Annotated in this window: 12 protein-coding genes; 10 read left to right on the forward strand and 2 right to left on the reverse strand. The window is 48.6% G+C overall.

Annotation, left to right across the window (positions count from 1 at the left end; genetic code table 11):
* Positions 1 to 184: 184 nt before the first annotated feature.
* From UNDKW_RS21755 to UNDKW_RS21770, 4 genes are all read left to right on the forward strand, one after another.
* Positions 185 to 460 (forward strand): hypothetical protein, encoded by a 276-nt coding sequence (locus UNDKW_RS21755; RefSeq protein ID WP_162060425.1) that lies wholly within the window; start codon positions 185 to 187, stop codon positions 458 to 460.
* Positions 450 to 3,542, forward strand: a complete 3,093-nt coding sequence (locus tag UNDKW_RS21760) for a hypothetical protein (protein WP_162060426.1) — start codon at positions 450 to 452, stop codon at positions 3,540 to 3,542. The genes UNDKW_RS21755 and UNDKW_RS21760 overlap by 11 nt, the downstream gene beginning before the upstream one ends.
* Positions 3,543 to 4,123: 581 nt before the next feature.
* Positions 4,124 to 4,378 carry a hypothetical protein gene (locus UNDKW_RS21765; protein ID WP_162060427.1) on the forward strand — a complete coding sequence of 85 codons (255 nt, stop codon included), beginning with the start codon at positions 4,124 to 4,126 and terminating at the stop codon, positions 4,376 to 4,378.
* Positions 4,379 to 4,860: 482 nt separating this feature from the next.
* Positions 4,861 to 5,871: a YiiG family protein gene (locus tag UNDKW_RS21770; RefSeq protein ID WP_162060428.1), complete on the forward strand. Its 1,011-nt coding sequence runs from the start codon at positions 4,861 to 4,863 to the stop codon at positions 5,869 to 5,871.
* 188 nt (positions 5,872 to 6,059) lie between these two features.
* Here UNDKW_RS21770 and UNDKW_RS21775 read toward each other — a convergent pair whose 3' ends face one another.
* The gene (locus UNDKW_RS21775) at positions 6,060 to 7,148 is read right to left on the reverse strand and encodes a hypothetical protein (RefSeq protein WP_162060429.1); all 1,089 of its coding nucleotides are present in this window, start codon (positions 7,146 to 7,148) and stop codon (positions 6,060 to 6,062) included.
* A 92-nt stretch (positions 7,149 to 7,240) separates the two neighbouring features.
* Here UNDKW_RS21775 and UNDKW_RS21780 point away from each other — a divergent pair, with 92 nt between their 5' ends.
* The 4 genes from UNDKW_RS21780 (at position 7,241) to UNDKW_RS21795 (ending at position 10,301) form a co-directional block, all read left to right on the forward strand.
* Entirely contained in the window at positions 7,241 to 7,774 is a 534-nt protein-coding gene (locus UNDKW_RS21780) for a hypothetical protein (protein WP_162060430.1), read from the forward strand.
* A 213-nt stretch (positions 7,775 to 7,987) separates the two neighbouring features.
* Positions 7,988 to 8,818, forward strand: coding sequence for an AraC family transcriptional regulator (locus UNDKW_RS21785; protein WP_162060431.1), 831 nt, complete (start codon positions 7,988 to 7,990; stop codon positions 8,816 to 8,818).
* Positions 8,819 to 8,898: 80 nt separating this feature from the next.
* Positions 8,899 to 9,291: a cupin domain-containing protein gene (locus UNDKW_RS21790; RefSeq protein WP_162060432.1), complete on the forward strand. Its 393-nt coding sequence runs from the start codon at positions 8,899 to 8,901 to the stop codon at positions 9,289 to 9,291.
* A 527-nt stretch (positions 9,292 to 9,818) separates the two neighbouring features.
* The gene (locus tag UNDKW_RS21795) at positions 9,819 to 10,301 is read left to right on the forward strand and encodes an Imm30 family immunity protein (protein ID WP_162060433.1); all 483 of its coding nucleotides are present in this window, start codon (positions 9,819 to 9,821) and stop codon (positions 10,299 to 10,301) included.
* Between the two features lie 133 nt (positions 10,302 to 10,434).
* Here the strand turns inward: UNDKW_RS21795 and UNDKW_RS21800 are convergent, their stop codons facing one another.
* On the reverse strand, positions 10,435 to 10,998 hold the full coding sequence (locus UNDKW_RS21800) for a DUF6210 family protein (RefSeq protein ID WP_162060434.1): 564 nt from the start codon (positions 10,996 to 10,998) through the stop codon (positions 10,435 to 10,437).
* Between the two features lie 204 nt (positions 10,999 to 11,202).
* On the opposite strand from UNDKW_RS21800, the gene UNDKW_RS21805 reads away from it, so the two are divergent.
* Both UNDKW_RS21805 and UNDKW_RS21810 read left to right on the forward strand, forming a co-directional pair.
* The gene (locus UNDKW_RS21805) at positions 11,203 to 11,880 is read left to right on the forward strand and encodes a GntR family transcriptional regulator (RefSeq protein ID WP_162060435.1); all 678 of its coding nucleotides are present in this window, start codon (positions 11,203 to 11,205) and stop codon (positions 11,878 to 11,880) included.
* 49 nt (positions 11,881 to 11,929) lie between these two features.
* Positions 11,930 to 12,448, forward strand: coding sequence for an isochorismatase family protein (locus tag UNDKW_RS21810; protein ID WP_162060436.1), 519 nt, complete (start codon positions 11,930 to 11,932; stop codon positions 12,446 to 12,448).
* The last annotated feature ends 13 nt before the right edge of the window (positions 12,449 to 12,461 follow it).

Consider the following 12,461-nt stretch of genomic DNA (forward strand, 5'->3'; position numbering starts at 1 on the left):
TTCGGGGCCACGTCATTCCTGGATACATTCTCTTGACTTGGAGATGTCGCGATGTTGAGCCTGACTTCCATGTTGACGATCTTCTGAACTTACTATCTTTAAAGTCTTTGTGGCTCATAAGAAATTTCGCTTTCACAGTGTTGCTCTTTGGATATAAATCTGCCCATTCAGTCATAGAGAGATCATGAAAGAAAAAGATTACCACGAAAAAATTTCACAACTACATTCTGAATGCGGGTGTCGTTTTGCTGCAATTCTATTTCTCATAACAGGGGTGGCTTATCCTTTGGTTCTCAGCGTGGACGCATCAGGTTTCGGTTTGTCAGGCTATATCGCATGCTGGATTCTAAGCATGTTCATATCTGCTGTTGTTGGCAAGATTCTCGGAATAAGCAACGCCCGATTCAAAATCTCATTGCTAAGAAAACGTTGCAAGGAGGCGGGAAATTATGTCTGCTGATAACTGCATTTATGAGGCAAAAAAGTGCATTGAGCACGCAACAAAGAAAACAAAGATTTGTGTAGAGAACGAGGATAGGGGTTATAGAAAATGCACGGAAGAAGAAGATAGAGGATACAACGCCTGTTGTGACTGGCAGCCATGCAAATTATTTTGCAGTGTGCTGACATGGGTGTCCAATTGGGTGTGCACCGCTTCAGTCTGGATAGCCAAAATTGTTTGTATTGCCTGGGAATGGTTAGTCACGACGGTATGTATTGTATTCGCGACAGTCACTTTTACCGTGTGTGTTGTTTTGAAAATGATTGTTTCGCTCATCAGCCCAATCGTTCTGATGGTCTCCGGCCCGTCGCGAATAGTTAATTCAACCATAGGCAGGCAGGTTCCAGGAACAAAGAAAGTGTTTACAGATTCACGAAGCCCTGCATCGGCAATCGATTATGACGATCTTTCTGATCGCCTTCAATTTTGCGATGGTGGCCGCTATTTAAGATTCCGTTTGGATGATGAAGGTAGCGTAAGCTGGAGCAATTCCTTTCCGATTGATAGTTTCAGTACTTTCGCACCTAACGGAGCAGTCTTTAATTCTCCACCCAATCCAGATGGCAACCCAATTTCAGTCAGCTACGACGAGTTAAGGGCAGGAAGCTGGAGTGTCAAGGAAAGCACTCCCAAATTGGAGATGTTAGCTGCATCTTCAGATCGTGTTTTCGCCAAGGAGCGCAGTAAAGATATTTTTTACCTGGCACTTCCCACACAAGTCTTCCTTCATAAAACCATCAATGGCGAGCTGGTCAAGTTGCCGCAATCTTTCTTCAAGATCGATCCGGAATTAGGAACACAAGACGAAAATGTCGATGATTTACTGTTACACCTGAAGGTGTCCGAAGATGACGAGAGTCACCTCGCCACGGAGAGGTTTCCGCTTTTTCGTTCGCTCTTTCGCGTATTTAGTTCGCCTCTAAAATACCTTGCTCCTATTCGAAATTTGTTCCAATCAATGGTCGTGCAAGTTCATCCATTCGTCTGGGTTAAGTTCGACACACGGCCTGGTCGGGGAAGTTCAGATACACCAGAATCCTTTCCATCTTATGAACACGTCGTTTATAGGAAAGATGGACTATTTGGTATCTCAAAAACCGAAGCTTATCGTTCGATACTGTTTGATAAAGTACTCGATATAGGCGTTGGTTTGTCTCATTTGCACGAACAATATGAACCAATTTACGGAGGTGAGCTGGATAATCTCGATGCGCCCTCACCCTTTTCTTTGGTTTCAAATGAAGCTCTATATAGATTCGCTAACGGACCAATACAAGATACCGGCGGTTGGGTCGACGGGACATGTATCTATTATGTGTTGGCGCAACTGCCTCATTCAAAAGATCCTGGTTCTGATTCCCCGTCAGATTCTCCCGACGATCAGTTGAGTAGCGACAACAAATTATTCCAGGATAGGTATTGCATACTTTGGGTCGACGAGCAATTGGCCTTTACTGAAAGATGGAGAGTATTGGGCCTCCGTGACACGGAATTTACCTCCCCTGTAAAACCCATGATTGCAATATTAGGCGAAAACTCAGAAGCCTTCAGCTTCAATCCAATGACTTTTATGGATCCTTTTCAGCAAGGTTACATCAGAGCCTTTAGTCGTATGGCGGTCGCTCGTCAAATAATAATCGTCAACGGTTTTGATCGGAGCAAAGGAGAAGCTGGAAAACACCGATTATTCTCCATCCATTTTTCATGGCCCACGATGGATAGAACCTGGCGAGTTCGGGATCTTCCAATGGATACGAATCCGCGATTAATGGACGACCATCATGATGTTGAGGAAGTACAGCGAATCTTAAGGGAGGAGCAGCATTCCACGGTGTTGCCGCAGTCAATTGGTTTGCGCGAAGACATGACCTTGCATCTTTTGGGAAGCCATCGGGTTGGTGGAAAACTCAGGCTTGGCAGATGGGTGCAGAAGTACTTACCACCAGATAATATGGAAATACCTTCTGCTCAAGAACTTCTCAATGGGGACCTTGCTGACTTGTCGCGAGGATACAATCATCCCTGGACTTTCTACACAGAGAAGGCTTTTCTGAAAATGCATCAAGCCTATAGTCATTTCGGTGTATATGAAAAAGTTGAGAGCCGCAATCAATACTACCAAGTAGACATACTTAAAACTGCAATGAATGAAGCTACGATTGAAGAGGCGACATGGCTAGATAGGGAGAAAAGCGCAAAAATAAATCGACTTGAATTAAATTATGCGAAGCTTGCCACGGTAGTTGATGTCGCCGCATACACAATCCCGATAACTCTTTTATTAACGGTGGCAGCAGCCATTTTTAGTGAAAGCTCTTGGGGTGCTTTAATTATGCTGCTTGAGCTACTCGCAATTCAAGCTGGCCTTGCTATCGCTTACAGCATCGAGTTGCGTAGTTTCCCGTCTCTGTATGAAGATATTGTTCGTTTCAAAATAAAATTCACCAGTTTAGGCCCCATTCTTCTCTATCTGGATAAGCGAGAAGATAAGACTATCAGTCTCGATGGAATTCCGCTTTCATTGACGCTATTCAATGAGCAAGACGTTTCTCAAACCTTAAGTGTGATACTGACAAAATCTGTAAGAAATTCACGTTCCATTGCCGATAAAGGCATCCTCACGCCACCAGAAATTCTAAGCGCAACTATTACCAAAATTTTCGACTTGGCGGGAAACTTAACCCAGGTGAAAGTAGATTTTTTCTCAGCACGTGCTGTAACAGAATTTGGATCAGACTCGGATTTCACAAATTGGTTTTCGCTGAACGTTGATCAAGTGCGTATTGGTCTACCTGATTCTTTGGGTGGAGTCACTTTATTATTCTCCTCACAACGCGAGGGAATAATTAAGCGAGTAGATCGAAGCAATCAATTTTCATTCGCGTGGACTCCAGTAAGGAGCGATCCACTTTATCCTGAGTTGAATGAAATTCTTTCAGAGGATGGACAAATTTTGAAAGGGGTCAGCTTGTGGTTCATTGGCATTACAGGGCTTGCTAACATTCCAGGAAAAATAGTATTCGCCACAACAATCGAGTAGAACTCATTTCATAAATAGGGATGAGTGCGAACAAGGCGATTTGGGATGCAGTGCAAGGCCTCAGTTGTCTATCCTCTGCAGCTAAGGCTCATGCCTTAGCAAAGGACGCAACGCAGCAATGCGCCCAAATCGTCAGTTCCCGAAGGGTTTGCCTCATAACACGTATCAGACAACATTGGATTTATTGAAAATAGTGCCACAATTGACAACCACAAACGTGTTACCGGTCCGTGTTATGAGGCAAACGCATCTCATTCATATTTATGAAATGAGTTCTAAATCATTGCAGTTCAAGGATGTGTAAACCTGCAAGATCGCGGCTATGCAAAAATAGGCGTCAGGTTATAGATTAAGACAATTCCACGCTAAGGAAATGTGCGAAAGTAAGACCTGACAATCATCTACAGACATATCAAATTCAGGCAATGGCCCTGCGCGTGAGATTATCAATGGTAAGCAGGCAGCTCATGCATATATCCTTTGTTCTGTGGAACTTTCTCGGCTAAAAATGGCCTGAAGCAAACCGTCCGTAAAGTAATCACTACGGGCATCGCTTGAGAATTTCCATTAACAGATTGCCTATGAATAAGCTACTGCCAGCCCTTGTTCTGTCTTTTTCGCAAATTGCTTTTATAGAAGCAGCGCAAGCAGTGCTCTCTGACCCTGGCCCCGGGGCTGCAACACCGGCACCGTCAATCGAAGCACCGCGTGACCGGGCGTTTCATGGCGTCATGACACTGGATGTGGATGCCTCTGATACGGTGCACAAGATCATCCGTGTGCGGCAAAGCATAGGTGCCCCCGGCGAGACGTCGCCAACACTGGCAGGCCTTTAGTACGACAGGGAGGCGCAACAACGACAGGTTAATTTTGCAACAGCCTCCAAGTAATTACGTGCAGTGCCTCCCATGCGTGCAAGGCATCTATACGATGCGGTGGTTGGGCGATGTCATCGTGAATCTGCATTAACATCAGGGCAACTCGTCATCTCTTCGATTCAAGCCAGGACAACCGTCGCACATTGGTAGCGTGGCAGGCAGGGCTTTGTCGGGTGAGTTTAATCATGGAAGCCGCGCTAGTAGTCAAAACATAAAGCAGACACATGACCGTTCATCGCCAGAAACCTATCAGTGGTGCATAAAAACGCAGAAACAAAATACAGTGCAACCAAACACACAAATGGATACAAATTGTTGCAACTTTAAAAACATCAAGCGGCTAAGATGGCCCACCCAATCTGAACTTGACTAGCATGACTTTGCCTCACACTGCTGTATCTGCAATTTCAATAAACATGCGTACGAGAATATGTACGACAATGCGAACGCGCACGCTGGCGGGCCTGGGTCTGATTTTGCTGGCTACCGCGTGCAGCAAAAATACCGACAATGCGCCCGCAACGACAGCAACCCAGCCCGTTGCCGCAAGTCAGGTACAAGTTGCGCCTGTTACTGCGCCAGTTACTGCCCCCACAGCAAGCGGCTCAGACAAACTGCAAGACTACATCGCCTGCTATAACCAGCTCGACAGAAATGCCCATCGCAGCATTGCGCGTTACGCGAGCTGGGTCAAGAACATGGAAACTGGCCCCAGCGGAAAAGAAAGCGTGGTGTATGGCCTGTATAAAATCGATGTCGATGAGATAGCCAAATGCCAGGCCAGCTTTGCCCAGGCAGGCAAGGCAGCACCGGGCAAACTTGATGTGGCTGCTACGGCTTACATCAACAGCCTGGCAGAGCTGGGCACACTGGTGGCCGATGCCGACCAGTATTACAGCCGCGACAATTACAAGGATGATGCCTTTGCCAAGGGCAAAAAAATGCACGCGCCGCTGGCAGCAGCGATGAAGCTGTTTGAAGAAAAGAGCAATGTTTTTTCTGATGAAATCGAAGCAGAGAACGACAAGGTACTCGATGCAGAAATGCAGCAACTCGAAAAAACCGAGGGCCGCCAGCTACCCTATCTGCAAATGGCGCTGATGAGCAAAGCCAAGCACCTGATACGCCTGATAGGTGAAGAGAAGTTCGATGCCGCCACCGCGGCCAAGGCACTGGCCGAGTATGAAAGCGTGACTGACGAAGCGATTGCCTATGTCAAAAAGAATAGTGAAAGCGCGGCCAGTGGCTGGTCCAGCCTGGAGAGAGCCAGCGAAGATTATCGCAAGGCCGCCAAAGAACGCGTGCGCCGCATCCGTGACAAAGTGCCCTACAGTGAAGGCGACAAGATGATGCTCAAGCCAGGTTCAGCCTGGATGGTAGAGGGCAGCCAGGAGAAAGTCACCAAGGCCTACAATGAATTGATAGAAGCGAGTAACCGCATGCACCGTTAAGGTCGATTAATTATACAAAATTAAGTATTCACGATTTTTTTACGCATGCGGGATTTTTTCAAGCGCGCATCGCTACTCTGCAGTCACGGAGTGCATTTGAAGAAGCCCCCATGAACCCCACCCGGTAGTACTCCAGGTCCCCATCTGGAGATGCTCTTTACAATGCCCTGCTGTCCGAGGGCATTTTTTTATGGCTTTACAGGCTTGCATTGCGCGGCCTGTTTATCCACTACGGCCTTGTCGCCAAACAGCAATTTCACCCCGCATTGTGAACCGAACATCCTGGTTTGGTCATGACCTACACCTTCCACATCGAGGTAATGATGGTTGCTGGCTGGCAGGGCTTTGGCGACCGGGGTTTGCTTGCCCAGGTATTGTTCATAAGCCCAGTAGGCATGGGCACGGTCATAGCGCGTTGGCCCTTCTGCCTCGGCACCGCAGGACTTGTCGAGCACCCGGTGGTTCGGATCAGTATCCAAGCTGCCAACCAGATAAGTGACCTGTCTTTGCAGGTGACGGCTGAATAAATCCTGGCCATTCATGCCCTTTGCATAGGGCACCATATTCTGCATGCCATAGCGGTAGTCATCATAGGCAGGGCACACTGATTTGTCGTAGAGAGCAAAGCCAGTAGATGCTGGTCGCTCAGGCGTGAAATACAGATAGGAGGAAGGATTCGCCACCACATATTGCACATCCAGCCCGCGCGCACGCAAGGCTTCATCCACATGATTGAGGACGGCATAACGGTGTATCAATTGCCCGCCACCAGAATGCCCGGCGAACGTGATTTTCTTTAGCAGAGGCAGACGCGACTTGTCTGCCAGCAGCTGGGCGATATCATCGATGACCTGCAATGAACTCAAACCCGCCTGCGTGCCTGTGCCCGGCAAGGCAGGATCACCCCCGGTCCAGCCCTGCACAGACCAGACCGGCATGCCATCAAAACCGCTATCAGGCTTGCCTGGAAAATTGGGCGCAATCACCAGCACTTCGTCCAGCGAGCGACCAGACGCCTGCAACAAAGCCATCGCCGCCGCATAATAATCATTGCCATTGCGCTGTATGCCATGCTGGACGATGATGACTTCACGTATCGTATCGAGCCTGTCATCGAGCCTATGATTCGCATATACCGGAAAATCATATCCAGCCTGCTGACCAGGTACAGGAAGATGCAAACGCTGCCAGGCAGGTGCGGCACTGGCAGGCTGCACAAGACAGCAAACAGCCAGCGTCGAGGATGCCAGCCTGCAAAAGAAATTAGATGCTTTCATGCCTGCCTCTGCGTTATTTGTATGGTGGGAATGATAGCATTGCCATTCCATTCAAATTGACCGCAGCCCGCCCATTTTGGAAATGAAATGTAATGAAAAGTAGCATCGTATGTATCGCCACAGCCTTGCTGCTGGCCTCAGGCAACAGCTTCGCACAAGACACCGCCAGCGATACCCGCCGGCTTCTCTCGCTGGCCCTGGTCAATTTTCAATACACGACCGCGGATGAAATCGAGGCTTTTTGCACCCGCCTTGATCCCGCCTACAGCCCACGCTTCGCAGCAAAAAGACTGGAGTGGGACAAGAATATCAAGACCATGTACGCGATGATGTCGCTTACAGTCAGCCGCGCAGGAACTACCGACAAGGCAACTGGTGACAAGGCCACATCAGGTTTACGCGCACAGTTTGAAAAAGGTATGGAAATGTCTAAAGAGCTGGCCGACAGCGCCAAACCTGGGTATGAAATCCCCGCACAGTGGAAAGAAGTGAAATTGGGTAAAAATATAAAAGAAGACGTGCAACGCGCCATGTCTGGCCTGGATGAGAATGAACAAAAGCGGCGCTGTGATTTTGTACTCGCACAAAAGGGAATGCCAGCAATACCACCGAAAGAATTACCCTGATTTGGAATGATGCGCTGCAGAGTGCGCCGTGCTCTCCCTACCAAAGTCTGATCATCCGCTTTTCAGCATCTCAAAGACCTCATCCCGCATTACGGATGAAAACCTTGCAACCACCGTACCCGACTTCATCTGGTATCTGGTAGAAAATTCAGACTCTGTGTAAAAACCACCCACAAGTGCTAGCATATACCCCATGGAAGCGAGCACACCGCCATGAGCAAGAAAAACACCGACTGGATACGCCACGCGCCAGGGTCTGCCCGGCTGGAACGTATCGAAGCTTATTTTTCAGGCAATGCCTATGCCATGCACAGGCATGACACTTATGCCATAGGCAGCACGCTGGCGGGCGTGCAAAGCTTTGCCTATCGTGGCAGCAAGTGTAACAGCTTGCCAGGCGGCACCATTGTGCTGCATCCTGATGAAGCACATGATGGCCAGGCGGGTACTGGCGATGGTTTTCATTACCGCATGATCTATGTCGAGCCTGCGCTAATACAGCAAATCCTGGGCGGCCAGGCTTTGCCTTTTATCAAGCACGGCATCTCCAGTGACCCGCGCCTGTTTGCCGCCACCCTGCCCCTGCTGCAAGCCATGGACAAACCCATGGATGCGCTGGAAGAACAAGACGCCCTGTTCGACCTGGCCCATGCCATGCACAATTGCTCAGACAAACTCGCTGGCGCAGCGGCCAGCAAATTACATTTCGATTACCAGGCCGCCGAACGGGCGCGCGAATATATCCACAGCGCCATAACGGACAACATCACCCTCGATGAACTGGCAGACCACAGTGGCCGTGACCGCTGGAGCCTGTCACGCGATTTCCGCCTGCTGTTTGGCACCAGCCCCTACCGCTACCTGACCATGCGCCGCCTTGACCTCGTCAAAAGCCTGCTGATGCAAGGCTACACGCTAGTAAATGCCGCACTGGCTGCCGGGTTCAGCGACCAGAGCCACATGAGCAAACACTTCAGCAAGGCCTTTGGCCTGACGCCTTTGCGCTGGCTGAACATGCATGGCAAAGCATCACGGCCTGGATAGCTGACGCACAAACGTACAAGAATTGGGGCAGCAGCTTGCGTATGCTGGGGCTTTTCAAACAAAAGCCAGGAGCGCCAGCCATGAATACCGCAGCAGTCAACGACAGCAAGACTTATCACAGCATTAATTTCGCCAACAAGTTCAGTCTGTTCAGCGAACAATGGTCACAAAAAGTCATCGCCGAGATGAATGACTACCAATTCAAAGTCGCCAGACTGCAAGGCGATTTCATCTGGCATGACCATGCCGACACTGATGAAAGTTTCATTGTCCTCGAAGGCCAGTTACGCATCGATTTTCGCGATGGCCATGTACTGATATCTACAGGCGAAATGTTTGTCGTACCCAAAGGCGTGGAACATAAACCCAGTGCAGAACATGAAGTTAAACTCTTGCTGATAGAACCGCGTGGTGTGGTCAACACCGGTGATGAAGGTGGGGAGCGTACCAGTCCGCTGGATGTGTGGATTTGAGATTGAATTTGAGTTTGAATTTTTCCTTGATATTTTTCTGAATAGTCTGAAAAGACGTATCGCTTATTCAAAGCAAAAACTCAAAAAACTGTCATGCCAGACTTGATCTGGCATCCAGCGGCGTTCGTTGCGCACTTGCGGCAGAATTCACAAGCCGGAAGCTGCACACGTCTTTTGCAAATATCAGTAACGATCTTTAGCCAGAGTTCAACGACACTGGATGCCGGATCAAGTCCGGCATGACGAGTTTGAGGGTGATAGTAAAACAAGCAGAGTGTCGTTAATGTCTGTGATGTAGCCGTAACGGGAGGTGCATTGCAATGCGCCGTATGCACAGCAAGATACGGAGGAGTTATTTCCTCCAGTGTGCCTAAAGCTGGATAATTGAGCCTTCCCAGTAGGAAAACTATAAAGCTAAATCATGCTCTTCTGCGTTCGATAATTGCTCGCTCAGTATTACAATCCACCCTGCATTTTTGTTAAACTTCACTATACAGAATCTGTTCACCATAAGATGAATATTAACTATGTCACGATCTGAATTTGAAATAGCTAAAAACTTGAGTGACTTTGGCCCAATCACAGAAGACAAGGTTGAGCGATTTGAGCATTTAATAGCCGAGGCAAGCGATGGTTTAAGTATCTCAATGATCTTGCCATTGCTATTAACCTTAGATGACAAGTGTGAATTTGACGAAGTCATGTTCAGCGTAGTGCACGCCGTGGAAAGATACCCTGCCGAGTCCTACTTCGCGGTTCTAGTGGAAAACATATCTGCTATTTGGAATAATTCCCCGCGTTGGTGTGAAATCCTGCATACAAGAATAATCAATTCACCATCTTCTTTTACTCATTTTATAAACGCGTTCTTGCTCATGGACAGCAACATCAAAGCATTAGAGACTCACATACTCAAAAAAATATCAGGCAAAGAAAAATTTACTGATCGTTGCATGACAGGTATTCACTCTCTTGCTAACAAAATACCTATGCAAAGTGCCAGCACTTAGTGACACTGGATGCCGGATCAAGTCCGGCATGACGGGTTTAAGTTTGCGCATTCAAGGCACATCTCAACGCACGCATGAGTTGCAAAAAATTGCTTTGCATACGTTGATCACCTGATGGGAAATTCAAATTGCTTTAATCACTATTTTGCCAAACCAGGACCATTTCTGAGCGTGGATTTGAGTTAGTACAAAATGGTACCCAGGTGTATTCTGGCCTGACACAAACATGCAACCAGGCTTCATAAGATTCTTTGAGACGGTTAGGCGCAATACATAGCCAATTCAGGCCATTTCTATTTAAGATAGCTTCGATTTCTGCGATCTCTTCCCATTCCAGGCCTGAGTAACTATGGCCCGAGATGAAGTATTGCGCCAACTCTTCTTCTGCCCCGTCAGTTTGTTCCAAGGGCACCAGATATCCTTCCAGCGAAAGATGGGAGCACGAAAGCCCAGCACATTGATGGGTATATTCCACCCCGGTAGGATGGCGGACTATGAGGTATAAGCCTTTCAATTCCTGAAGCTCAACATCAATCAACTGGCGCTTTTCCTGTTCAGGCAGCGACTTGGGGGCATCAACTGTTCTTGGGGAAAATGTATAGGGTGGGAAATTACTGCTGTAGCGTAAATTGACTGCAGGTTTGGCTACAAGCGGCACTTCTTCTTTTATTCCCAACAATTTCTTTAGCCAGTTCACTTTATTTACCCTCATTTGATGCTGCGTTAATCCCTATAAGTGCCTCCTTAATCCGCGTCCCAATCAGTCGTGCGTCCTGATTATCGAAGAAGATTTAAACGCCATTACAGCATATGCCATATCAAAGAATCAATTAAATTCGTCCAGTGACTAAATTATTATCCTGTAGTATATTACATACTACCTATTTTATTATCGCATCACATGCCCATCCCCACCAGCACAACCCCTCTGAACCGCTCACTCGCCCGTGAAGAGGTATACCGCAGCCTCAAGCAATGGATAATAGAATTGCAGCTCGCACCCGGCGAGATCTTGCGTGATCAGGAGCTGGCGGTGCAGTTGGGGGTATCGCGCACGCCTGTGCGCGAGGCCTTGCGGCAGCTTGAAGATGAGGGTCTGGTGGTCACCAGTTTTCATAAATGGACCAAGGTTGCACCTTCCAATCTCGAAGAGATTACCGCGCTTTACCCTGTAGTCGCTGCGCTGGAAGCAGCGGCGCTGGAGCTGGCCATGCCGCGTCTGACAGCGGCGGATATAAAAGAACTGGAAGCCATCAATGTCGCACTGGCAAAGGCGATTGCAGCAGATGCCCGGCAGCAAGCGACTGAACTCGATGCGCAATTCCATGCCCTCATCGTGCAGGCCAGCCAGAATGCGGAGATAGAAAAGCTGCTGGCGAATCTGCGACCACGCATTAAACGCATAGAGCTAGCGCATTTTGATGACCAGCGCATGGCACCGCAATCGATACAAGAACACAAAACCATCATCGCGGCGCTGCGTGCTGGTGATACCCAGGCAGCAGTGCAGGCCATCAAACAAAACTGGACTCTGCCACCGGATTTATTGCAGGTGATCGCAACTACTGTTTCTGCATAAGCCTTTAAGTCCCCCTTTGTAAGCCTGCTTATCAATTTTGGAGTAAACCATGTCATCTGCCCTGCTAATCATCGATTTCCAAAATGCAGTTTTCATCGACCCGCCAGCCCATAGGGCAGACGAGGTGCTGGCGCGCATCTGCGAATTGATTGCAAGGGCACGCAAGGCCGGCATGCCGGTCGTGTATGTACAGCACAATGAAGCAGGTACCGCCTGGGAAATAGACAGCGACAGCTGGCAATTCCCTGCCGCCATTGCACCACAGGCTGGCGACTATGTCTGTGCCAAGCAGCACAGCAGCGCCTTTCAGCAAACGGGTTTTGAAGCCGGGCTTGCTGAACGTGGCATAACTGAAATTTTTGTCTGTGGTTATGCCAGCGAGTTTTGTCTTGACAGTGCAATACGGCAGGCAGCGGCGCTGGGTATCAAGACCAACGTCATTGCCGATGCCCATACCACACGCAATCGCCCTCACCTTGATGCAGCGACCATCAGCAATCACCACAACTGGGTGTGGAGCGAGATGGGGCAGATCAGCGTGATACCGGCTGCGCAACTGCCATTCTGATCAGTGTTTGGAG

The sequence above is a fragment of the Undibacterium sp. KW1 genome, from assembly GCF_009937955.1.
GTDB lineage: Bacteria > Pseudomonadota > Gammaproteobacteria > Burkholderiales > Burkholderiaceae_D > Undibacterium.

Bases quoted from the DNA above. Each gene is read 5' to 3' on its own strand.
- UNDKW_RS21755 (WP_162060425.1), top strand. From the start codon at position 185: ATGAAAGAAAAAGATTACCACGAAAAAATTTCACAACTACATTCTGAA.
- UNDKW_RS21775 (WP_162060429.1), bottom strand. From the start codon at position 7,148: ATGAAAGCATCTAATTTCTTTTGCAGGCTGGCATCCTCGACGCTGGCT.
- UNDKW_RS21805 (WP_162060435.1), top strand. From the start codon at position 11,203: ATGCCCATCCCCACCAGCACAACCCCTCTGAACCGCTCACTCGCCCGT.
- UNDKW_RS21785 (WP_162060431.1), top strand. From the start codon at position 7,988: ATGAGCAAGAAAAACACCGACTGGATACGCCACGCGCCAGGGTCTGCC.
- UNDKW_RS21780 (WP_162060430.1), top strand. From the start codon at position 7,241: ATGAAAAGTAGCATCGTATGTATCGCCACAGCCTTGCTGCTGGCCTCA.
- UNDKW_RS21810 (WP_162060436.1), top strand. From the start codon at position 11,930: ATGTCATCTGCCCTGCTAATCATCGATTTCCAAAATGCAGTTTTCATC.
- UNDKW_RS21765 (WP_162060427.1), top strand. From the start codon at position 4,124: ATGAATAAGCTACTGCCAGCCCTTGTTCTGTCTTTTTCGCAAATTGCT.
- UNDKW_RS21795 (WP_162060433.1), top strand. From the start codon at position 9,819: ATGTCACGATCTGAATTTGAAATAGCTAAAAACTTGAGTGACTTTGGC.
- UNDKW_RS21770 (WP_162060428.1), top strand. From the start codon at position 4,861: ATGCGAACGCGCACGCTGGCGGGCCTGGGTCTGATTTTGCTGGCTACC.
- UNDKW_RS21790 (WP_162060432.1), top strand. From the start codon at position 8,899: ATGAATACCGCAGCAGTCAACGACAGCAAGACTTATCACAGCATTAAT.
- UNDKW_RS21760 (WP_162060426.1), top strand. From the start codon at position 450: ATGTCTGCTGATAACTGCATTTATGAGGCAAAAAAGTGCATTGAGCAC.